This is a genomic window from Runella sp. R5_40, assembly GCF_057652295.1.
Genome location: NZ_JBYFCH010000014.1, coordinates 100386 through 116051, shown reverse-complemented (window position 1 = coordinate 116051; position 15666 = coordinate 100386). Strand labels below are relative to the sequence as shown.

Annotated in this window: 10 protein-coding genes; 5 read left to right on the top strand and 5 right to left on the bottom strand. The window is 44.8% G+C overall.

Annotated elements, in window-relative coordinates; genetic code table 11:
- Nucleotides 1-32 precede the first annotated feature (32 nt).
- The gene (gene leuS / locus AC23N5_RS21015; protein ID WP_487757124.1) at nt 33-2819 is read left to right on the top strand and encodes a leucine--tRNA ligase; all 2787 of its coding nucleotides are present in this window, start codon (nt 33-35) and stop codon (nt 2817-2819) included.
- Nucleotides 2820-2864: 45 nt separating this feature from the next.
- Here leuS and AC23N5_RS21010 read toward each other — a convergent pair whose 3' ends face one another.
- The 5 genes from AC23N5_RS21010 to AC23N5_RS20990 all read right to left on the bottom strand — a co-directional run bounded on the left by AC23N5_RS21010 (nt 2865) and on the right by AC23N5_RS20990 (nt 7754).
- The gene (locus AC23N5_RS21010) at nt 2865-3266 is read right to left on the bottom strand and encodes a type II toxin-antitoxin system death-on-curing family toxin (RefSeq protein WP_487757123.1); all 402 of its coding nucleotides are present in this window, start codon (nt 3264-3266) and stop codon (nt 2865-2867) included.
- Nucleotides 3266-3460, bottom strand: coding sequence for a hypothetical protein (locus tag AC23N5_RS21005; RefSeq protein WP_487757122.1), 195 nt, complete (start codon nt 3458-3460; stop codon nt 3266-3268). The genes AC23N5_RS21010 and AC23N5_RS21005 overlap by 1 nt, the downstream gene beginning before the upstream one ends.
- Before the next feature lie 50 nt (nt 3461-3510).
- Nucleotides 3511-3663, bottom strand: a complete 153-nt coding sequence (locus AC23N5_RS21000) for a hypothetical protein (RefSeq protein ID WP_183978057.1) — start codon at nt 3661-3663, stop codon at nt 3511-3513.
- A gap of 3 nt (nt 3664-3666) precedes the next feature.
- Nucleotides 3667-4107, bottom strand: coding sequence for a DUF6934 family protein (locus AC23N5_RS20995; RefSeq protein WP_183978059.1), 441 nt, complete (start codon nt 4105-4107; stop codon nt 3667-3669).
- A gap of 101 nt (nt 4108-4208) precedes the next feature.
- Complete coding sequence (locus AC23N5_RS20990) at nt 4209-7754, bottom strand: SNF2-related protein (RefSeq protein ID WP_487757121.1); 3546 nt, start codon at nt 7752-7754, stop codon at nt 4209-4211.
- 126 nt (nt 7755-7880) lie between these two features.
- Here AC23N5_RS20990 and AC23N5_RS20985 point away from each other — a divergent pair, with 126 nt between their 5' ends.
- The 4 genes from AC23N5_RS20985 (at nt 7881) to AC23N5_RS20970 (ending at nt 15653) form a co-directional block, all read left to right on the top strand.
- Complete coding sequence (locus tag AC23N5_RS20985) at nt 7881-10163, top strand: hypothetical protein (protein WP_487757120.1); 2283 nt, start codon at nt 7881-7883, stop codon at nt 10161-10163.
- 140 nt (nt 10164-10303) lie between these two features.
- A complete protein-coding gene (locus AC23N5_RS20980) occupies nt 10304-10897 on the top strand; it encodes an RNA polymerase sigma factor (protein ID WP_183978065.1) in 594 nt (197 codons plus the stop codon).
- Between the two features lie 48 nt (nt 10898-10945).
- Nucleotides 10946-12034: a FecR family protein gene (locus AC23N5_RS20975; RefSeq protein ID WP_487757119.1), complete on the top strand. Its 1089-nt coding sequence runs from the start codon at nt 10946-10948 to the stop codon at nt 12032-12034.
- 133 nt (nt 12035-12167) lie between these two features.
- A complete protein-coding gene (locus tag AC23N5_RS20970; RefSeq protein WP_487757118.1) occupies nt 12168-15653 on the top strand; it encodes a TonB-dependent receptor in 3486 nt (1161 codons plus the stop codon).
- The last annotated feature ends 13 nt before the right edge of the window (nt 15654-15666 follow it).

Genomic DNA, 15666 nt, shown 5'->3' with positions numbered 1-15666 from the left:
AATTTTGCGGAAAATTCACAGTACAAACGATTATGACCGAATACAATCACCGCGAAATCGAAAAAAAATGGCAGAAGTTTTGGGAGGAAAACCAAACTTACAAGACCCAAATCGACCCAAGTAAGCCTAAGTATTATGTCCTCGACATGTTTCCGTATCCTTCGGGAGCGGGTCTGCACGTAGGGCACCCACTGGGCTACATTGCTTCTGACATTATTTCGCGATATAAAAGACTCAAAGGGTTCAACGTTTTGCACCCAATGGGTTTTGATAGCTTTGGATTGCCCGCCGAGCAGTATGCGATTCAAACGGGTCAACACCCAGCCATAACGACCGAGCAAAACATCAATACGTTCATTTCTCAGCTAAAAAATATTGGGTTTAGCTACGATTGGAGCCGTGAAATTCGTACTTCCGACCCCAATTATTACAAATGGACGCAGTGGATTTTTATGCAGTTGTTTAACCACTACTACGACCGTGTGGCCGACAAAGCATTGCCAATCAGCCATTTGGTTGAGCAATTTGCGCAAGGTGGTTCGGCAGCAGTGAACGCCGTTTGTGATGAAGACGTGGCCGAGTTTAGCGCGGAAGAGTGGAACGCCATGAGTGAAAAAGAACAACAACTGGTCTTGTTGAAATACCGCTTCACGTTTCCCGAAGAATCGTTTGTGAACTGGTGCCCAGGCTTAGGAACGGTACTTTCAAACGACGAAGTGAAAGACGGCGTTTCGGAGCGTGGGGGCTTTCCTGTGGAGCGTAAATTGATGAAACAGTGGGCAATGCGGATTACTGCCTATGCCGACCGTTTGTTGAATGGACTAGATACAATCGACTGGCCTGAACCATTAAAAGAACAACAACGCAACTGGATTGGCCGCTCACAAGGGGCATCGGTAAAGTTTGCCGTTGAGGGGCAAGATAAATTGATTGAAGTATTTACGACCCGTGTCGATACCATTTATGGGGTAAGTTTCATGGTGTTAGCCCCTGAGCACGAATGGGCAACAGAACTGACAACCGCTGACCAAAAAGCCGACGTAGAAGCCTATATCAAGTGGGCTGCCAGTCGCAGCGAGGTGGACCGCATGGCCGAAAAGAAAGTGTCAGGCGTGTTCACGGGAAGTTACTGTATCAATCCGTTCAGCGGTGAAAAAGTACCTATCTATTTGGCCGATTATGTTTTGGCAGGATACGGAACAGGGGCTGTGATGGGAGTTCCTTCGGGCGATCAGCGCGACTGGAACTTTGCAACGAATTTTGGTTTGCCTATTATTCCGATTTTAGATACGCAAAAAGACACGGACCAACAGGCCGATAATACCAAAGAAGGACACTACATCAACTCGGGTATCATCAACGGCATGACTTACCAAGAAGCGACTGACACACTTATCAAGTGGTTGGAAGAACGTAAATTGGGTAAGGGTAAGGTACAATACCGCTTGCGTAACGCCGTGTTTAGCCGCCAACGTTATTGGGGCGAACCTGTACCTGCTTATTTCAAAGACGGTGTTCCGTACTTGATTGATGAGGCCGATTTGCCGTTGGAATTGCCAAAAATTGATAAATACCTTCCCACCGAAACGGGCGAACCACCATTGGGCCGTGCCGAAGGGTGGAAATACAAAGGAGAATACGATTACGAATTGAGCACAATGCCAGGTTGGGCGGGTTCGTCGTGGTACTGGTACCGCTACATGGACCCTCAAAACAACGAGGTATTTGCTTCCAAAGAAGCCATCGACTACTGGCAACGTATCGACTTCTACTTGGGCGGCTCCGAACACGCTACTGGACACTTGTTGTACAGCCGTTTTTGGAACAAGTTTTTGAAAGACTTGGGCGTAGTTCCTCACGAAGAATTTGCGGCTAAGTTGGTGAACCAAGGAATGATTCAGGGACGTAGTAATTTTGTGTATCGCTTGAAATCAAGTGATAATGCAAAACCCGTTTTTGTAAGTTATGGCTTGAAAGACCAGTACGAGACGACCAAATTGCACGTGGATGTAAATATGGTAGAAAACGATGTTTTGGATACCCAAGCCTTTAAAAACTGGCGGGAAGACTTTGCCAATGCTGAATTTATTTTGGAAGAAGGTAAATACATCTGCGGCTGGGAAGTGGAAAAAATGTCAAAATCGAAGTATAACGTCGTAAACCCTGACACGATTGTTGATAAATACGGCGCTGATACCTTGCGGATGTACGAAATGTTTTTGGGGCCATTGACCGACGCCAAACCGTGGAATACCAACGGCATCAGCGGAACGTCGAACTTCTTGCGTAAGTTTTGGCGCTTGTTCTTTGAGGACCAAACGGGTAAATCAAAATTGGTGGATGCCGAACCAACCGCCGACGAATTGAAGGTATTGCACCGTACCATCAAGCGCGTGGAGGAAGACATTGAGCGTTATTCGTTCAACACGGTTGTTTCTACGTTCATGATTGGGGTCAACGAATTGAGCGATTTGAAGTGTCACAAAAAAGCCATCTTGAAAGAAATGGTCATTTTGTTGTCGCCGTATGCCCCTCACATTACCGAAGAACTTTGGACGGCATTGGGCAACGAAGCAGGAACATTGACCACCGCTCCGTTCCCTGTGTTTGAGCCTAAGTATTTGGTAGAAAGCTCGTTTGAGTATCCAATCCAAATCAACGGTAAAGTACGTGCCAACCTCGCTTTCCCTGTCGATATGTCAAAAGAAGACATCGAACAAAGTGTATTGGCCAACGAAACCGTTCAAAAATGGTTGGAAGGAAAAGCCCCTAAGAAGGTGGTAGTGGTTCCGAAACGGATTGTAAACGTCGTTTTGTAATCCTATAAAACATCCCGAAAGTTTTAAACTTTCGGGATGTTGGCTTTACACTTTTACTGCGTTGTCTTTGAACCACCTTTTACACTCTTCTAAACTTGACTGACCAGAGGCCACTTTTAGGATAAAATCCGTCAGAATGGAATTGCTGATCTCAAGTCGTAGCTCGTAATGATTGAGATTCAAGAAAATTAAAGCAGCCGCTAATCCTGTTCGTTTATTCCCATCGGTAAATATATGGTTGCAAATAATGTTATAGCAATACAAGGCAGCTTTGTCAGAAATAGTTGGGTACAGTGGCTCTCCGAACATTTCTGCCTGAACAGCCTCCAACAAATAATCTAAATTTTCTTCGTGTAAAAAATTACTGGGAGGCATAAAGTTTCCTCCGTGCGCTTCAATGGTTGCTGTATTTAACCGAATAATCTGTTGTTTTGTGAGGTAAATCATTAAGCAAGTGCCTTAAACGTTTCTTCGTAACGGTCAAAATTTTTGCGAATTAATGCTTCAAAATCAGCATCTTGTGAAGTTTTTGCCTCTTCTATTGCTGTTTCCAATAGCATCTTTTTAAATAATTCGGGTTCTTCTTGAATCAACTCACGAAGGGCTTGTTTAACAATATTTTTGTCCAATACAGCTGTCATAGTGGTGGTTATTAAAATGCCTGAATTCGATTTCTAAACAAAGATGCAATTTATTTCATATTGACACGTGCTTTTTCAATGGTTTCCTGCCACTGATTCATATCTACTTTTTTTAAGAATTCATTCAAATCTCGCACTTTTTCTTCTACTATTTGATGACCTGTTGTGCGTGTTGCGGGGGCTTTTTTTGTCTTAGTTTTCATCGCTTATCTTTTTAAGATAACAAAATAGTCATACAAACGATTTGATTGAAACGGTTCAGATTCTCCTTCGCTACTGACTCCTAAAATTACAAATTCCTTTTCTAATTCATCCAAATCTCGGCTGATTATCAAACGATACAAACGCTGTCTTCGTTCGTCGCTACCTTTAAATGCTATAATTTTGCCTGGATTTGCTTCAAGGAAATTTATGATTATCCCCATTACCGTTGCTAAAATTGTTTTCATGTCTTTATTTCGGCTCTCAGTAATGTCTGATAAACGACCCTCTTCGAGTACATCTACCAGTGCCAAATTGTAAACATTTTGGAAGTCTGATGTAGTAAAAATAACTCTTTTATTGACTTCCTTTTCGCGACTTATACTTTTGAAATCGTAGCGTATTTCGGTAATTGGGTTTTCAAACGGATACTGTGGCTCATCCATCTCCAAAAAACGTTAACAAATGAAACTTTCAATGTCTTAGGACTTTAAAAGTTTATAAAGTAACCCCTTCCAAGGTTTTAAACCTTGGAAGGGATTCTGTCTTACCCCAGTCTCACCAACTCCCGCAAATCATTGTTAGACAAATCTCCCAACCATGTTTCGCCGTCGGTGACGGTGAGGTTGGCGAGTTCGCGTTTGTTTTGAATGAGTTTGTTGATTTTTTCTTCAAAACTGCCTTGCGTGATAAATCGGTGTACCAATACGTTTTTGGTCTGACCAATCCGAAAAGCGCGGTCGGTGGCTTGGGCTTCCACGGCGGGGTTCCACCACAAATCGTAGTGAATCACGTTGTTGGCCGCCGTTAAATTGAGTCCCGTTCCTCCTGCTTTAAGCGACAAAATCAAAATACGGGTCGAGCGATTGTGCTGAAAATCATCCACCATTTCATCGCGGTTTTTACGACTGATGCCTCCGTGAAGGAAAGGCACTTCCAATTGCATTTGCTCCTGAAACATCGTTTGTAACAACGTACCCATTTCTTCGTATTGGGTAAATAGGAGCGTCTTTTCGCCATTTTCGAGGATTTGACGAATCAAATCCAACAGCAACTGCGTTTTTCCCGATGCTTCAGGTTGAGCGCCGCCTTTTTTGAGGTAGTGCGTGGGGTGGTTACAAATTTGTTTGAGGGCAGTCATCATTTTAAAAATCAACCCACTGCGTTTGAATCCATCTTTTTGACCTTCAATGCCCCGCAACGCTTGGTCCACCACACTTTGATACAAAGCCGCTTGCTCGCCCGTGAGGGTACAAGCTTGGTCGATTTCAATTTTGTCGGGTAAATCTTGGATGATTTTTTTGTCCGTTTTTACCCGTCGCAAAATAAACGGCTCGGTCACACGCTTAAACTTATCCAAGGCGTGTTGGTCGCGGTCAATCTCAATCGGAATGGCGTAGTCACTCACAAATTTTTTCAGATTACCCAGGTAGCCTTTGTTGGCAAAATCAAAAATCGACCAGTATTCGGCCATGCGGTTTTCGACGGGCGTACCACTCATGGCGATTTTTATGCCCGATTTCATCTTTTTAACGGCTTTGGTTTGGGCAGTATTGGGGTTTTTGATGTTTTGCGCCTCGTCAATCACCATCACCGCCCACTTTAATTTACTCAAACCCTCTTCCTCACTGCGAACCACGCCGTAGGTAGTGAGCAAAATATCGGCGTCTTTGAGCGGAACCAAGCTGCGTCCCGAACCGTGATACAGGTGCAGACGAAGCTCGGGGGCAAATTTGCTGATTTCTTTCGACCAGTTGGTGAGCAAAGTCGTTGGCACTACGACCAACCCTTTCAATTTTTTAAAAGCCCCTTCTTGCTTCATTTTCAGGAGGGTAGTGATGACTTGCAGGGTTTTTCCCAACCCCATGTCGTCGGCAATGAGACTACCCATTCCCAAACGCGCATTTTTATAAAGCCATTCGTAGCCGCGTTGTTGGTAGGGGCGTAAGTTGGCGGCAAGGCGCTCGGGAAGTGCAACGGTTTCGTTTTTCAACAACGATTTCATCCACTTTTGCGCCGATTTGGTGAGGGTTACGCCCGTACCATTAAATTCTTCAGTAAGAGCCGTTTGTAACAGTTCATTGCTATCCAGCGAAGGCGGATTTTTGAGCTTTTCGAGTAAGGTTTTGATTTCTTTTTCGTCAAAATACGCGTATTGGTCTTTGATTTTTACCAACCCTCGGTAGTTTTCAATCATCCGTACAAAGCTTTGGGTATCAATGTGTTCGTCGCCCACGGCTACTTCCCAGCGGAACTTGAGCATATTTTCCAAACTGATAATCGACGAAGCCGCCACTTTGCCATCTTCCTCGCTGTCGAGCGTCATGGTCAGCTGCGGACGGAGCAGTTTCTGGAGCGATTTTGGCAACTGAATTTTGATGCCAAACAGTCGAATCGTTGGCAAAATCTTCAGAAGAATGTCGGCAAACACCTCGGAGTCGAACTGCAATGTTTTCGCTCCATTGCTGGCAATCAATTGATTAAGTTGCGGAAAATGCTCCGCCATCATCGACAAGTCGCGCATCACCCCCATGCGAACGGGCGCATAATTGCGTTCGGCCATGAACGTTTGGAGGGGAATCGGGATGTTGAGTTCAGACTTTTTATGTTCTACAAACAGGTTGACTTTAAAACCCTCCTCCAGTTCTTCTACTTGCACTAACGGCACGTAATCGCGTTGAGCAATGAAAAATTTATTTAACCACAACTGAATATTACTCGGGATTTCGCGGGACTCAAAACCTCCAAAGAAAACCATGGCGTTTCTAAAAAATAAGTCGTCGGTGTCGGTGGCTTTGTAGTCGTAATGATCATTGAATTGCCGTATGTGCTCAGTCAAAATGAGCGAAGACAAGGCATTCATAAAATCCGTTTCGGTGGGAACAAAGATGTCTCGTTTCCCAATTTTGTAATAAAGAATATCGGGAGGCAATACTGCCCGTACGTGAGCCGACAGGGTAGCAACTTGTTCGTTGACAGTGGCTGGAATCCAGCGTACTAAGTGGTATTCTCGCTTGAGTTTAGCGCGTAGCAATTGAGGAATAATCGCACCGCGTTCAAGGAGTTTGAGCGAAAAACGATTCAAAAAATAAAGCCCTTTGAGGGTAGGAGAGAGCTGTGGCAACTGCGACGAAGGCAAATGATGAATCCAATCGACAAACTTGGGGAGTTCGTCAAATTGAAACACAACTCGCTCGCGGGTATCTCTGAAATTGGCCTGCAAAAAGCCCAGCGCTTCGTCCATGATGATTTCGCCGCTTTCTACCGCGTCCAAATCTTTGTCATATTCTTGGTCACTCGGTTCGTCAGAAACAGCCAGTTCGCGCGCTTTTTTGGCAGTATGGATGTAAAATTTTTGTAAAACCTGTTTGAAATTACCCGTTCGGTAAAACAAAGGTTTATCCCCTAAAAGCGACAATAAATTATCCGAAATATCGGGAAGCGTCGAAAAATCCAGCGGGGTATATAAAGCTTCGTTTGGCTGAAAAACGGTTTCTTCCGAGCCTTCAAACGGTTGGCGAATATCGGCTACGTCGAGTGTTTCTACGTCTTTTTGGTCAGACGACGCAAACCCCAGCGTTTCCAAGCTTTTGAACAAATCAAAATCACGGAGTTCAAAAATCAGAAAAGGATTTTTGTCAATTTCATTAGCGACCAAAAACAGCACCGCCGCGCGGTGTTTGCAAGGATCGCCCCAATCGGGACACGAACAATCGGAATGAAACGCTTCCCACGAACCTGGAAACAGAAAAATCCCTTGATGTTGACAGTCGTTAAACAACTCGGTAGGCAGCTGACGATTCAGTAATTGTGTCAAATAGAGCGGATTTTCAGTAATTAAACTCAGCAATCGGGCTTTGTCGGATGGAGAAAGTGGGTCGATATTGAACGAAATTTTGTAAGGCCGAGGGCTGGTACCTTTTACCCGCGCCGCGATTTTGTTTCCCTCAAAAGCAATGCTTTGGACCGAGCCATTGTTGGCATACGTACGACCTCTGGCCAATCGCCCGCTTTCATCGAGTCCTTCCAGTATCGTGATCCATTGTTGTCCCCACCACGTTTGTCCAAACGTACTTTTACGCTGAAATGCCATTCGTTTTTCGATTTTTTGCAAAAATAGGGAAGGATGTGGCAAAGTAGAACAGGATTCTGTTTCTTTGAATAGCCTTCCAATGCTTCGGCCTAGTAGTTCATTTGATTAATTTCTCGTTTTACTTACATGAAATCACCATTTTCGACTTCCCTCTTTTTAAGTTTGTTGCTGTCTTTTGGAACAATTTACGCTCATTCTCAGGATTTTTCGACAAACTATTTTAAAATTCACATCAACGAAAAAGGCTGGATTACCAGCATGAAAAATACCACTACCCAACCTCAACGGGAATTTAGTCCTGCCGAGAAGCCGTCTCCGTTGCTTAGCCTGTACGACAGTAAGAAAAAGCACTATTTTAAGCCCATCAAAGCTACCTTTCAAAAATCGAAAAAAACGTTTTTGTTGCACTATGCCAACGGCTCCGTAGCAACGGTATCGGTGGTGCCTCATTCAAAATACATCAAGCTGACACTCCTTGCGCTTAGTCCTCGAAATGGGGTTGATAATGTCCAATGGGGCTCTTACCATACCAACATTACCAACCTTTTTGGGGAGGTGATTGGCGTAGCGCGCGATACCAGCGACACCGTCAATTACGCCATCGGGATGTTGGCCCTCAATGACATTACCATCGGAGGTACGGCTGATTTAGATGGGGATGCTGCTCCTTTTCAGTACATTATTCATACGCCCGATAAAAAACAGTTTCCGCTTCCTGCGCATTTGCACGAAGGGCAAGTATTCCCGATTGGTGGTGATGGCATAAGCGACGTGGCTTTTTATTCTCATTATGAGCCTTACTATCGAATTTTGTACGGAAATGCTGCTTTTGTGGACAAAGAAGGTGAAATCTATTTGACGTACCACGCTCGCAACCGCACCGTTAAAAACGACATTTTGTTTTCGCTTATTCCATTTTTGCCCACCAACAAACCCAACCACCAAGAAGTGGAGCCGCTGCCAGGCGTCGATTTTATTGGTTCGTCCATTGCCCTTTGGGGAAGCCCCGATAGCACCGCTTTGTTGGATGTGATTCAAAACATCGTTTTGTCCGAAAAACTACCGTATCCTACCATCAATGGCAAATGGGTCAAAGACCCCGCCCGATATATCCCCGACGTAAGTGCCAAAGGCGGGCTTTATGACAGCACCCTTTCGTACGTGTCTCAAATGGGTTTTAAAGCTGTTGAAGCCGAAGATTTGCCCTATTTTAAGGTGGACCGAGGCAATGGAGGCTACATTGATGGGCTAAATTTTGAAAAGAAACCGTTTAAAAAAACATCGGGGAGCCTGTCACATAAAGAATTTACGGACTTAGCCCGTCCCAAAGGGATTTTGGTTGGCCGTCATACCATTGCAACCGCCCTCGCTCAAGGAACAAAGGATGCTAGCCCGATACCGAGCGATAGTTTGTGTTATCAGCAAAAACGGGTGTTGATGAAAGCGATAAGCGCCACCGACACGCTCATCGAAATCGACGACCCAACGTATTTGGACGAAATAGCCAGTTGGGAAGGACATTGTGAAAACTTAAACATGGTTAAAATAGGGCAAGAACTAATCCACTATTTAGGGGTTTCTACCACCCCGCCTTACCGACTTTTGCGCGTCAAAAGAGGGTACTGGGGTACAACACCGTCGGCGCACTCAGCTTCTGAATCGGTGTATAAGCTTCAAGTAACCATCAATTATGGCTACGACGGCTTGATTCCGAACATCTATTTGCAAGACAAAATTGCGGCGTATTACGCAGACGTGAGCCACATCAATGGCATTCACTTTATGGACTTAGACGGGCAAGAGTTTTTGTTTAATAGCGGTCATGGGTATTATTCGGTGAAGCGATTTTTTCGGAAAATGTTTGAACGCGCGGCCGTGCATCGCATCCCCTACCTTAGGGTGTCGGGCGCTACTTTGTCGGAAGGGTCGTGGCATTATCAAAGTGTGTGGAACGTAGGAGGAGGAACCAACATGTATGACCTCAAAAAACGAGTTTGGGGCAGCACCACCAGCGAAGGGAAAGACATTCGGGATGTGGCTTTTTCCAATTATTTTCCTGCCACGTTTGGGGTGAATTTTGGAATGAACGCAAACTCAACGGTAGCCGATTATGAGCACATTCAAGCGATTTCGGTTGGAGCTGGAGCCACCTATTTGATGGAACTTAACCAAAAGTCAATCGAAAGTTGTCCCCAAAAATACGACATATTCAAAGCCATCCGAACGTGGGAAAATGCACGTGCGGCCAATGCGTTCCCTCGTTGGGTTAAAAAAGAATTGTCGAACCCCGACAATCAATTTCATTTGGAACAAATTGATACCCACACTTGGAAGCTGTACAAAACAGACCGAGACGGACAAAATCCAACGTTGTTTAGCGTCTTGAAAAGAGACACTAAGTATCCTTGAAACGGGAAAAATTTTAATTAAACGTAAGAGCAACAGTACGTTTAGGCGTTTTAGTTAAAATTTTTATCAAAAAATTCATAATTCAAGGGTTAGGTTTGCTGATTTTAGGTCTCGTGTCAGTAAAGGTCCTATTTGAACCCATGAAACCCAGACCCAAAGACGAACATACCCAACAACTCTGGCAAGATTACCGCGCAGGTGACCCCGCTTCGCTGGCGCAGTTGATGCAGTTGAATTACTCCGATTTATTTCATTGGGGAGTACGCTTTTGTCCCGAACGGGAGATGGTCAAAGACTGTATCCAAGAGCTTTTTTTGAGCCTTTGGCAAATACATGCGACCATCGGAGAGGTCGAAAATGTGCGGGCTTATTTGCTGAAGTCGCTTAAAACGAAGTTGTTGAGGGAGTTGTCAAAACAACACAACCATTTTTACGAATTAAACGACGACTACGATTTTGATGTGTTGTTTTCTGCCGACCTGCGCATGATTGAGGACGAGTATGAAGTATATCAACTCAAACGATTGGAACACGTATTGGGGCAATTGCCCGAACGCCAAAAAGAGCTTATTTATCTAAGATTTTACCAAGATTTGAGCTACGATCAAATTGCCGAAACCATGCAAATCGGCCGACAATCGCTGTATAATTTACTCCAAAAGGCACTGACAAGTTTAAGGAAACACTGGCAAGTGGGGCTCAACTTGTTATTGGCAGCCATGTGGGTGAGATAATCAATCGGGGCCTTTGGGAAATTAACTGAAATGCATTACACCAATCAAATGAAAAAATACGAAGAATATAATGCCTTAGATTTTGTTAAAGACGACTCATTCCGAGATTGGGTACGTGGGAAAGGAAGCGATGAGGGTTTTTGGATGCGCTTTTTACAACAACATCCCGAAAAAAAGGCGGACATTCGTCAAGCGGAGTTGCTTATTCGGGCCATGAATGTAGCGCCCGAATCACTCTCTGAAAAAGAAGTTCGCCAGGAGGTGACTCAATTTTTAGAAAAAATTACCAAACCATCTGACCAAGATGTCCCAACTCCCGTACGGTTATGGTGGCAACGTCCTCTCTATCAATTTGCGGCGGTCATGGCCTTCGCAATTCTTTCCTTTGGCGCTTGGTGGGCTATGAATGTGGACGAAAAATCGCCACTGATGAGTTCAATTCCTGCACTTGACAATTCGTTGGCCGAAACGGTGAACGAAACGGAGGGTTTCTTACTGTTGACCCTAGAGGATGGCTCCACCGTCAAACTTAGCCCTCATAGTCGATTAAAGTACGCCCCAAAATTCACGGGTGAAAACCGCGAAGTGTTTCTGACGGGCGAGGCGCTTTTTGAAGTAGTGAAGAAAAAAGAACCTTTTTTGGTACAAACAGGAAAGCTAACGACCAAAGTATTGGGAACTGTTTTTACGGTAAGGGCTTATAAATCAGACAATCGCGTAACGGTACAAGTGCGGTCGGGAAAAGTTTCGGTGTATTCGATTGATGAGAAAACCCCTGCGGTGATGACCACCACCAAAGGCGTGATATTGACGGCTAACCAAGCGGCGGTTTTTGAAGAAAAAGAAAAACAACTCAGTAAAACATTGGTGTTGGCGCCCATTGTGTTGCGCCCCGAAGCCATTATAAATCATTACGCGTATGACGAAAGCCCACTTCCGCAAGTTTTAAATCAATTAGAACAAGCCTATGGGATTCATTTTCAGTTTGACAATGAAAGCCTTAAAAACTGTAAAATCACCGCAACGCTTTCAAACGAATCCTTATATGATAAACTTAATTTACTCTGTAAAATCACGGGGGCAACCTACGAGATTGTGGACGGCCAAATCATCTTTGACGCCCAAGGATGTATTTAAAAAAAAATCGGCAGTGGTTCCAGCACGGCCGATTTGGATTTAACTTTTTTCAAATGTGTGTCTAAGCTATCTAAAAAAAGATGGTAGTGAAGATGAATGTCTCAAAACCAATGTTATAAACCCAGACAAATTTATGCAAAACCTTTTTACTGGTCAATTTTGGCTTCGAATTATGAGGTTTACTTTGACGCAACTGATGGTTGCTGTGCTATTTTTGAGTATATCCCATGCCCACAAAATGCACGCTCAGGAACTCCTGAATCAACGACTCACGCTAAGTTTTGAAAGTGCTGAAATCAAAAAAGTGCTTCAGCGCATCGAAAAAACGACGAATGTGCAATTTATGTACAGCTCCAACGTGCTAAAAAGTACGCAGCGTGTATCTCTAGCCGTTAACAACGAACGCTTGGCGGTTGTACTTGAAAGCTTACTCACGCCCATGGAAGTGGCATACGAAGTAGCAGGTAATCGTATCTTACTCAAACGGGTCAAAGCTGAAAAAACGGCCACGTCCAATCAAACGTCTGTCCACCCAAACGAATTCGCCCCCATCGACCGACAAATAATCGGAAAAGTAATCGATGAAAGTGGGGGAGGATTACCAGGGGTAAGTGTGGTGGTCAAAGGCACAGCCAAAGGGGCTATTACAGACAGCGATGGTAAGTACAACCTCAGTATTCCAGAAGGGAACGTCACGTTGGTGTATAGCTTCGTTGGTTATGAAGCCCAAGAAGTTGTCGTTGGGAGCCGTACTACTGTAGATGTTACCTTAAAAGTGGACGTCAAAGCCCTGAGCGAAGTCGTGGTAGTGGGTTATGGTACCCAAAATCGGAAAGACGTAACGGGCTCTATCGCCTCTATTAGCGCGCAGGACATTAAGGATATGCCCGTAACCAACGTGGCAGAAGGGATGGCTGGAAAACTGCCTGGGGTGTTGATTCAGCAAACCACAGGTGCACCTGGCAACAGCCCTTCGGTGAAAATCCGAGGGTTTGGGTCAATCAGCGCAGGAAATGGGCCGTTGATTGTGGTAGATGGTCAACCCCTTAATTCAGGCGACCTGACCAACGGTAGCGGTCTTAACCTGATGAATCCCAACGATATCGAAAGTGTCGATGTACTGAAAGATGCCTCTGCCACCGCTATTTTTGGTTCAAGAGGAGCCAACGGGGTAATGATGATTACGACCAAGCGGGGTAAAGCAGGACGCAGTCGTATCAATTTTGATTATTATACGGGTGTGCAAGCAATTAGCAAAAAAATGGACATGCTCAATGCCCAACAATTTGCGGAATTTAGCAAAGAAGCCTCCAACAATGCTTATTTAGAGCGCGTAACGGGTGCGCAAGCTTCTGACCCCAACAGCGTACGCGCCGCAGGAAACCGCTATCGTTATCCACGTGGCGAATACCCTGGTATTGACTTTGACAACCCTGCCGCTTTGACTTCATACGACTACCAAAGCCTGATTTTTAGGCAAGCCCCCATTAGTAGTTACCAGATGTCGGGCTCGGGTGGGACAGATAAAGTTCAGTACATGGTTTCGGGAAATTATTTGAAACAAGACGGTATTATCAATACTTCGGGTTTGAAACGCTATACGTTCCGTTCCAATATCGACGCCCAATTGTCGCCAAAATTGAAAATTGGAATGAGCGTTAGCCCTTCTTTTACGACCGAGCGCCGCGTCAATTCGGATGGACACTGGGCAAGTAATGGGGTCATCAACGCCGCTTTATCGCAAGCACCTATCATTCCAATTTACCAAGCAGATGGCGTGACGTACAACTCTCAAGCTTCGATTGCAGGAGCGTATGACTGGGCGGGGGTAACCAATCCCGTGGCTAACATCACGGAGTTAGACAATACGGCAACTACATTGCGCTTGTTGGGCAATACATACGCAGATTTGACCATCTGGAAAACCCTCAAATACCGCGCTACATTTGGCGCTGACTTAAATTATTTTCGTCAAAATCAATTCCAGACATCGGCCATTCCCCTGAATCAATTGTTGCCCCCCAACGCGAATTCAGGATCTTCGGCTACGCGTCAATCCATCAACTGGGTTACAAGCCATACGTTAGGTTATAATGTCAGCTTTATGGCCGACCATTATGTGGATGCTTTGGTGGGTTTTGAAGCACAAAAAAATGATTTTGAGTCCAATAGTGTCAACGCTAACCGATTCCCCAACGATATTGTACGTACAGTCAACGCGGGCGTTATCATCGGTGGTAGTTCTTTGCGCGATCAGTGGTCGTTGGCCTCCTATTTTGCCCGCGTAGGATACACGTATAAAGACCGTTATTTGGTCAATGCTTCTATTCGCCGCGATGGTTCATCTCGTTTTGGGATGAATCAGCGTTATGGAATCTTCCCATCAGCTTCTATTGGCTGGCGCGTTACAGAAGAGCCATTCATGAAAAACATTCCGACCATATCCGAAATGAAACTCAAGGTGAGTTATGGTTTGGCAGGAAACAATGCCTTTTCTAATTATGGTTCAATCGGTATTTTGGGGGCAGACAACTACGTGTTCGGAAATGCCCTTGTCAATGGTTTGGCCACTTCTACCATCGGTAACGATAACCTAACTTGGGAAAAAAGCCGTCAAACGGATATTGGTTTGGAGTTAGGTTTATGGAAAAATCGAATCTTCTTCACTGCCGACTACTATTCAAGAATCACCACCGATTTGCTACTTTCGGTACAAGTTCCTACCCTCACAGGTTTCTCAACGGCTAGCCGTAATATTGGTAAAGTCGAAAATAAGGGAATGGAATTTGGCCTTGTGACTCGTAATACAACTGGTAATTTGAAATGGACGACAGATTTGAATGTTTCGTTTAACCGCAACAAAGTATTGGCACTCGGGCCCACAGGCGATGCCATTAGAAGTGGTACGGGTGTGGGGGAAACCAACATTACTGTCATTGGGAAACCACTTGGAAACTTCTACGGCTACCAGCAATTGGGCGTATTTAAAGACCAAGCCGATTTGGACAGCTACCCACACGATGCCACGGCGCGCCCTGGTGATGTGAAGTTTGCGGATATCAACAACGACGGTAAAATCAATGCTGACGACCGCACGATTATCGGAAATAACCAGCCTGATTTTATTTATGGTATGACGAATACCTTGTCATTTAAAGGTTTTGATCTTGGAATTACCGTTCAAGGAATTCAAGGTGGGCAGATTCTAAACTTGAGCCGCCGTTTTATCGAGAACTTAGAAGGAAGTCAAAATCAATTATCGACCGTACTCAATCGCTGGCGTTCACCGCAAGACCCAGGCAATGGGATTGTCCCGCGTGCCAATCAACGAACGACGGGCAACAATAACGCTATTTCGAGCCGTTGGGTTGAGAGTGCAAGTTACTTCCGAGTTCGTAACATCACCCTAGGTTATAACTTGCCAAAAGCAACTCTTGAGCGCGTTAAAATCCAAAGCCTTCGGTTGTATGGTGGTATCCAAAATGCCTTTACTTCCACCAAATACCTTGGCTTCAATCCTGAAGTGAGTGGTTACGAAAACGCCCTTACGGGTGGGGTCGATTATGGCTCGTATCCATTGGCGCGTACCTATACCATAGGTTTGAATATCGGTTTCTAATCCCAAAAACGGT

Bases quoted from the DNA above. Each gene is read 5' to 3' on its own strand.
- leuS (WP_487757124.1), top strand. From the start codon at position 33: ATGACCGAATACAATCACCGCGAAATCGAAAAAAAATGGCAGAAGTTT.
- AC23N5_RS21010 (WP_487757123.1), bottom strand. From the start codon at position 3,266: ATGATTTACCTCACAAAACAACAGATTATTCGGTTAAATACAGCAACC.
- AC23N5_RS21005 (WP_487757122.1), bottom strand. From the start codon at position 3,460: ATGACAGCTGTATTGGACAAAAATATTGTTAAACAAGCCCTTCGTGAG.
- AC23N5_RS21000 (WP_183978057.1), bottom strand. From the start codon at position 3,663: ATGAAAACTAAGACAAAAAAAGCCCCCGCAACACGCACAACAGGTCAT.
- AC23N5_RS20995 (WP_183978059.1), bottom strand. From the start codon at position 4,107: ATGGATGAGCCACAGTATCCGTTTGAAAACCCAATTACCGAAATACGC.
- AC23N5_RS20990 (WP_487757121.1), bottom strand. From the start codon at position 7,754: ATGGCATTTCAGCGTAAAAGTACGTTTGGACAAACGTGGTGGGGACAA.
- AC23N5_RS20985 (WP_487757120.1), top strand. From the start codon at position 7,881: ATGAAATCACCATTTTCGACTTCCCTCTTTTTAAGTTTGTTGCTGTCT.
- AC23N5_RS20980 (WP_183978065.1), top strand. From the start codon at position 10,304: ATGAAACCCAGACCCAAAGACGAACATACCCAACAACTCTGGCAAGAT.
- AC23N5_RS20975 (WP_487757119.1), top strand. From the start codon at position 10,946: ATGAAAAAATACGAAGAATATAATGCCTTAGATTTTGTTAAAGACGAC.
- AC23N5_RS20970 (WP_487757118.1), top strand. From the start codon at position 12,168: ATGCAAAACCTTTTTACTGGTCAATTTTGGCTTCGAATTATGAGGTTT.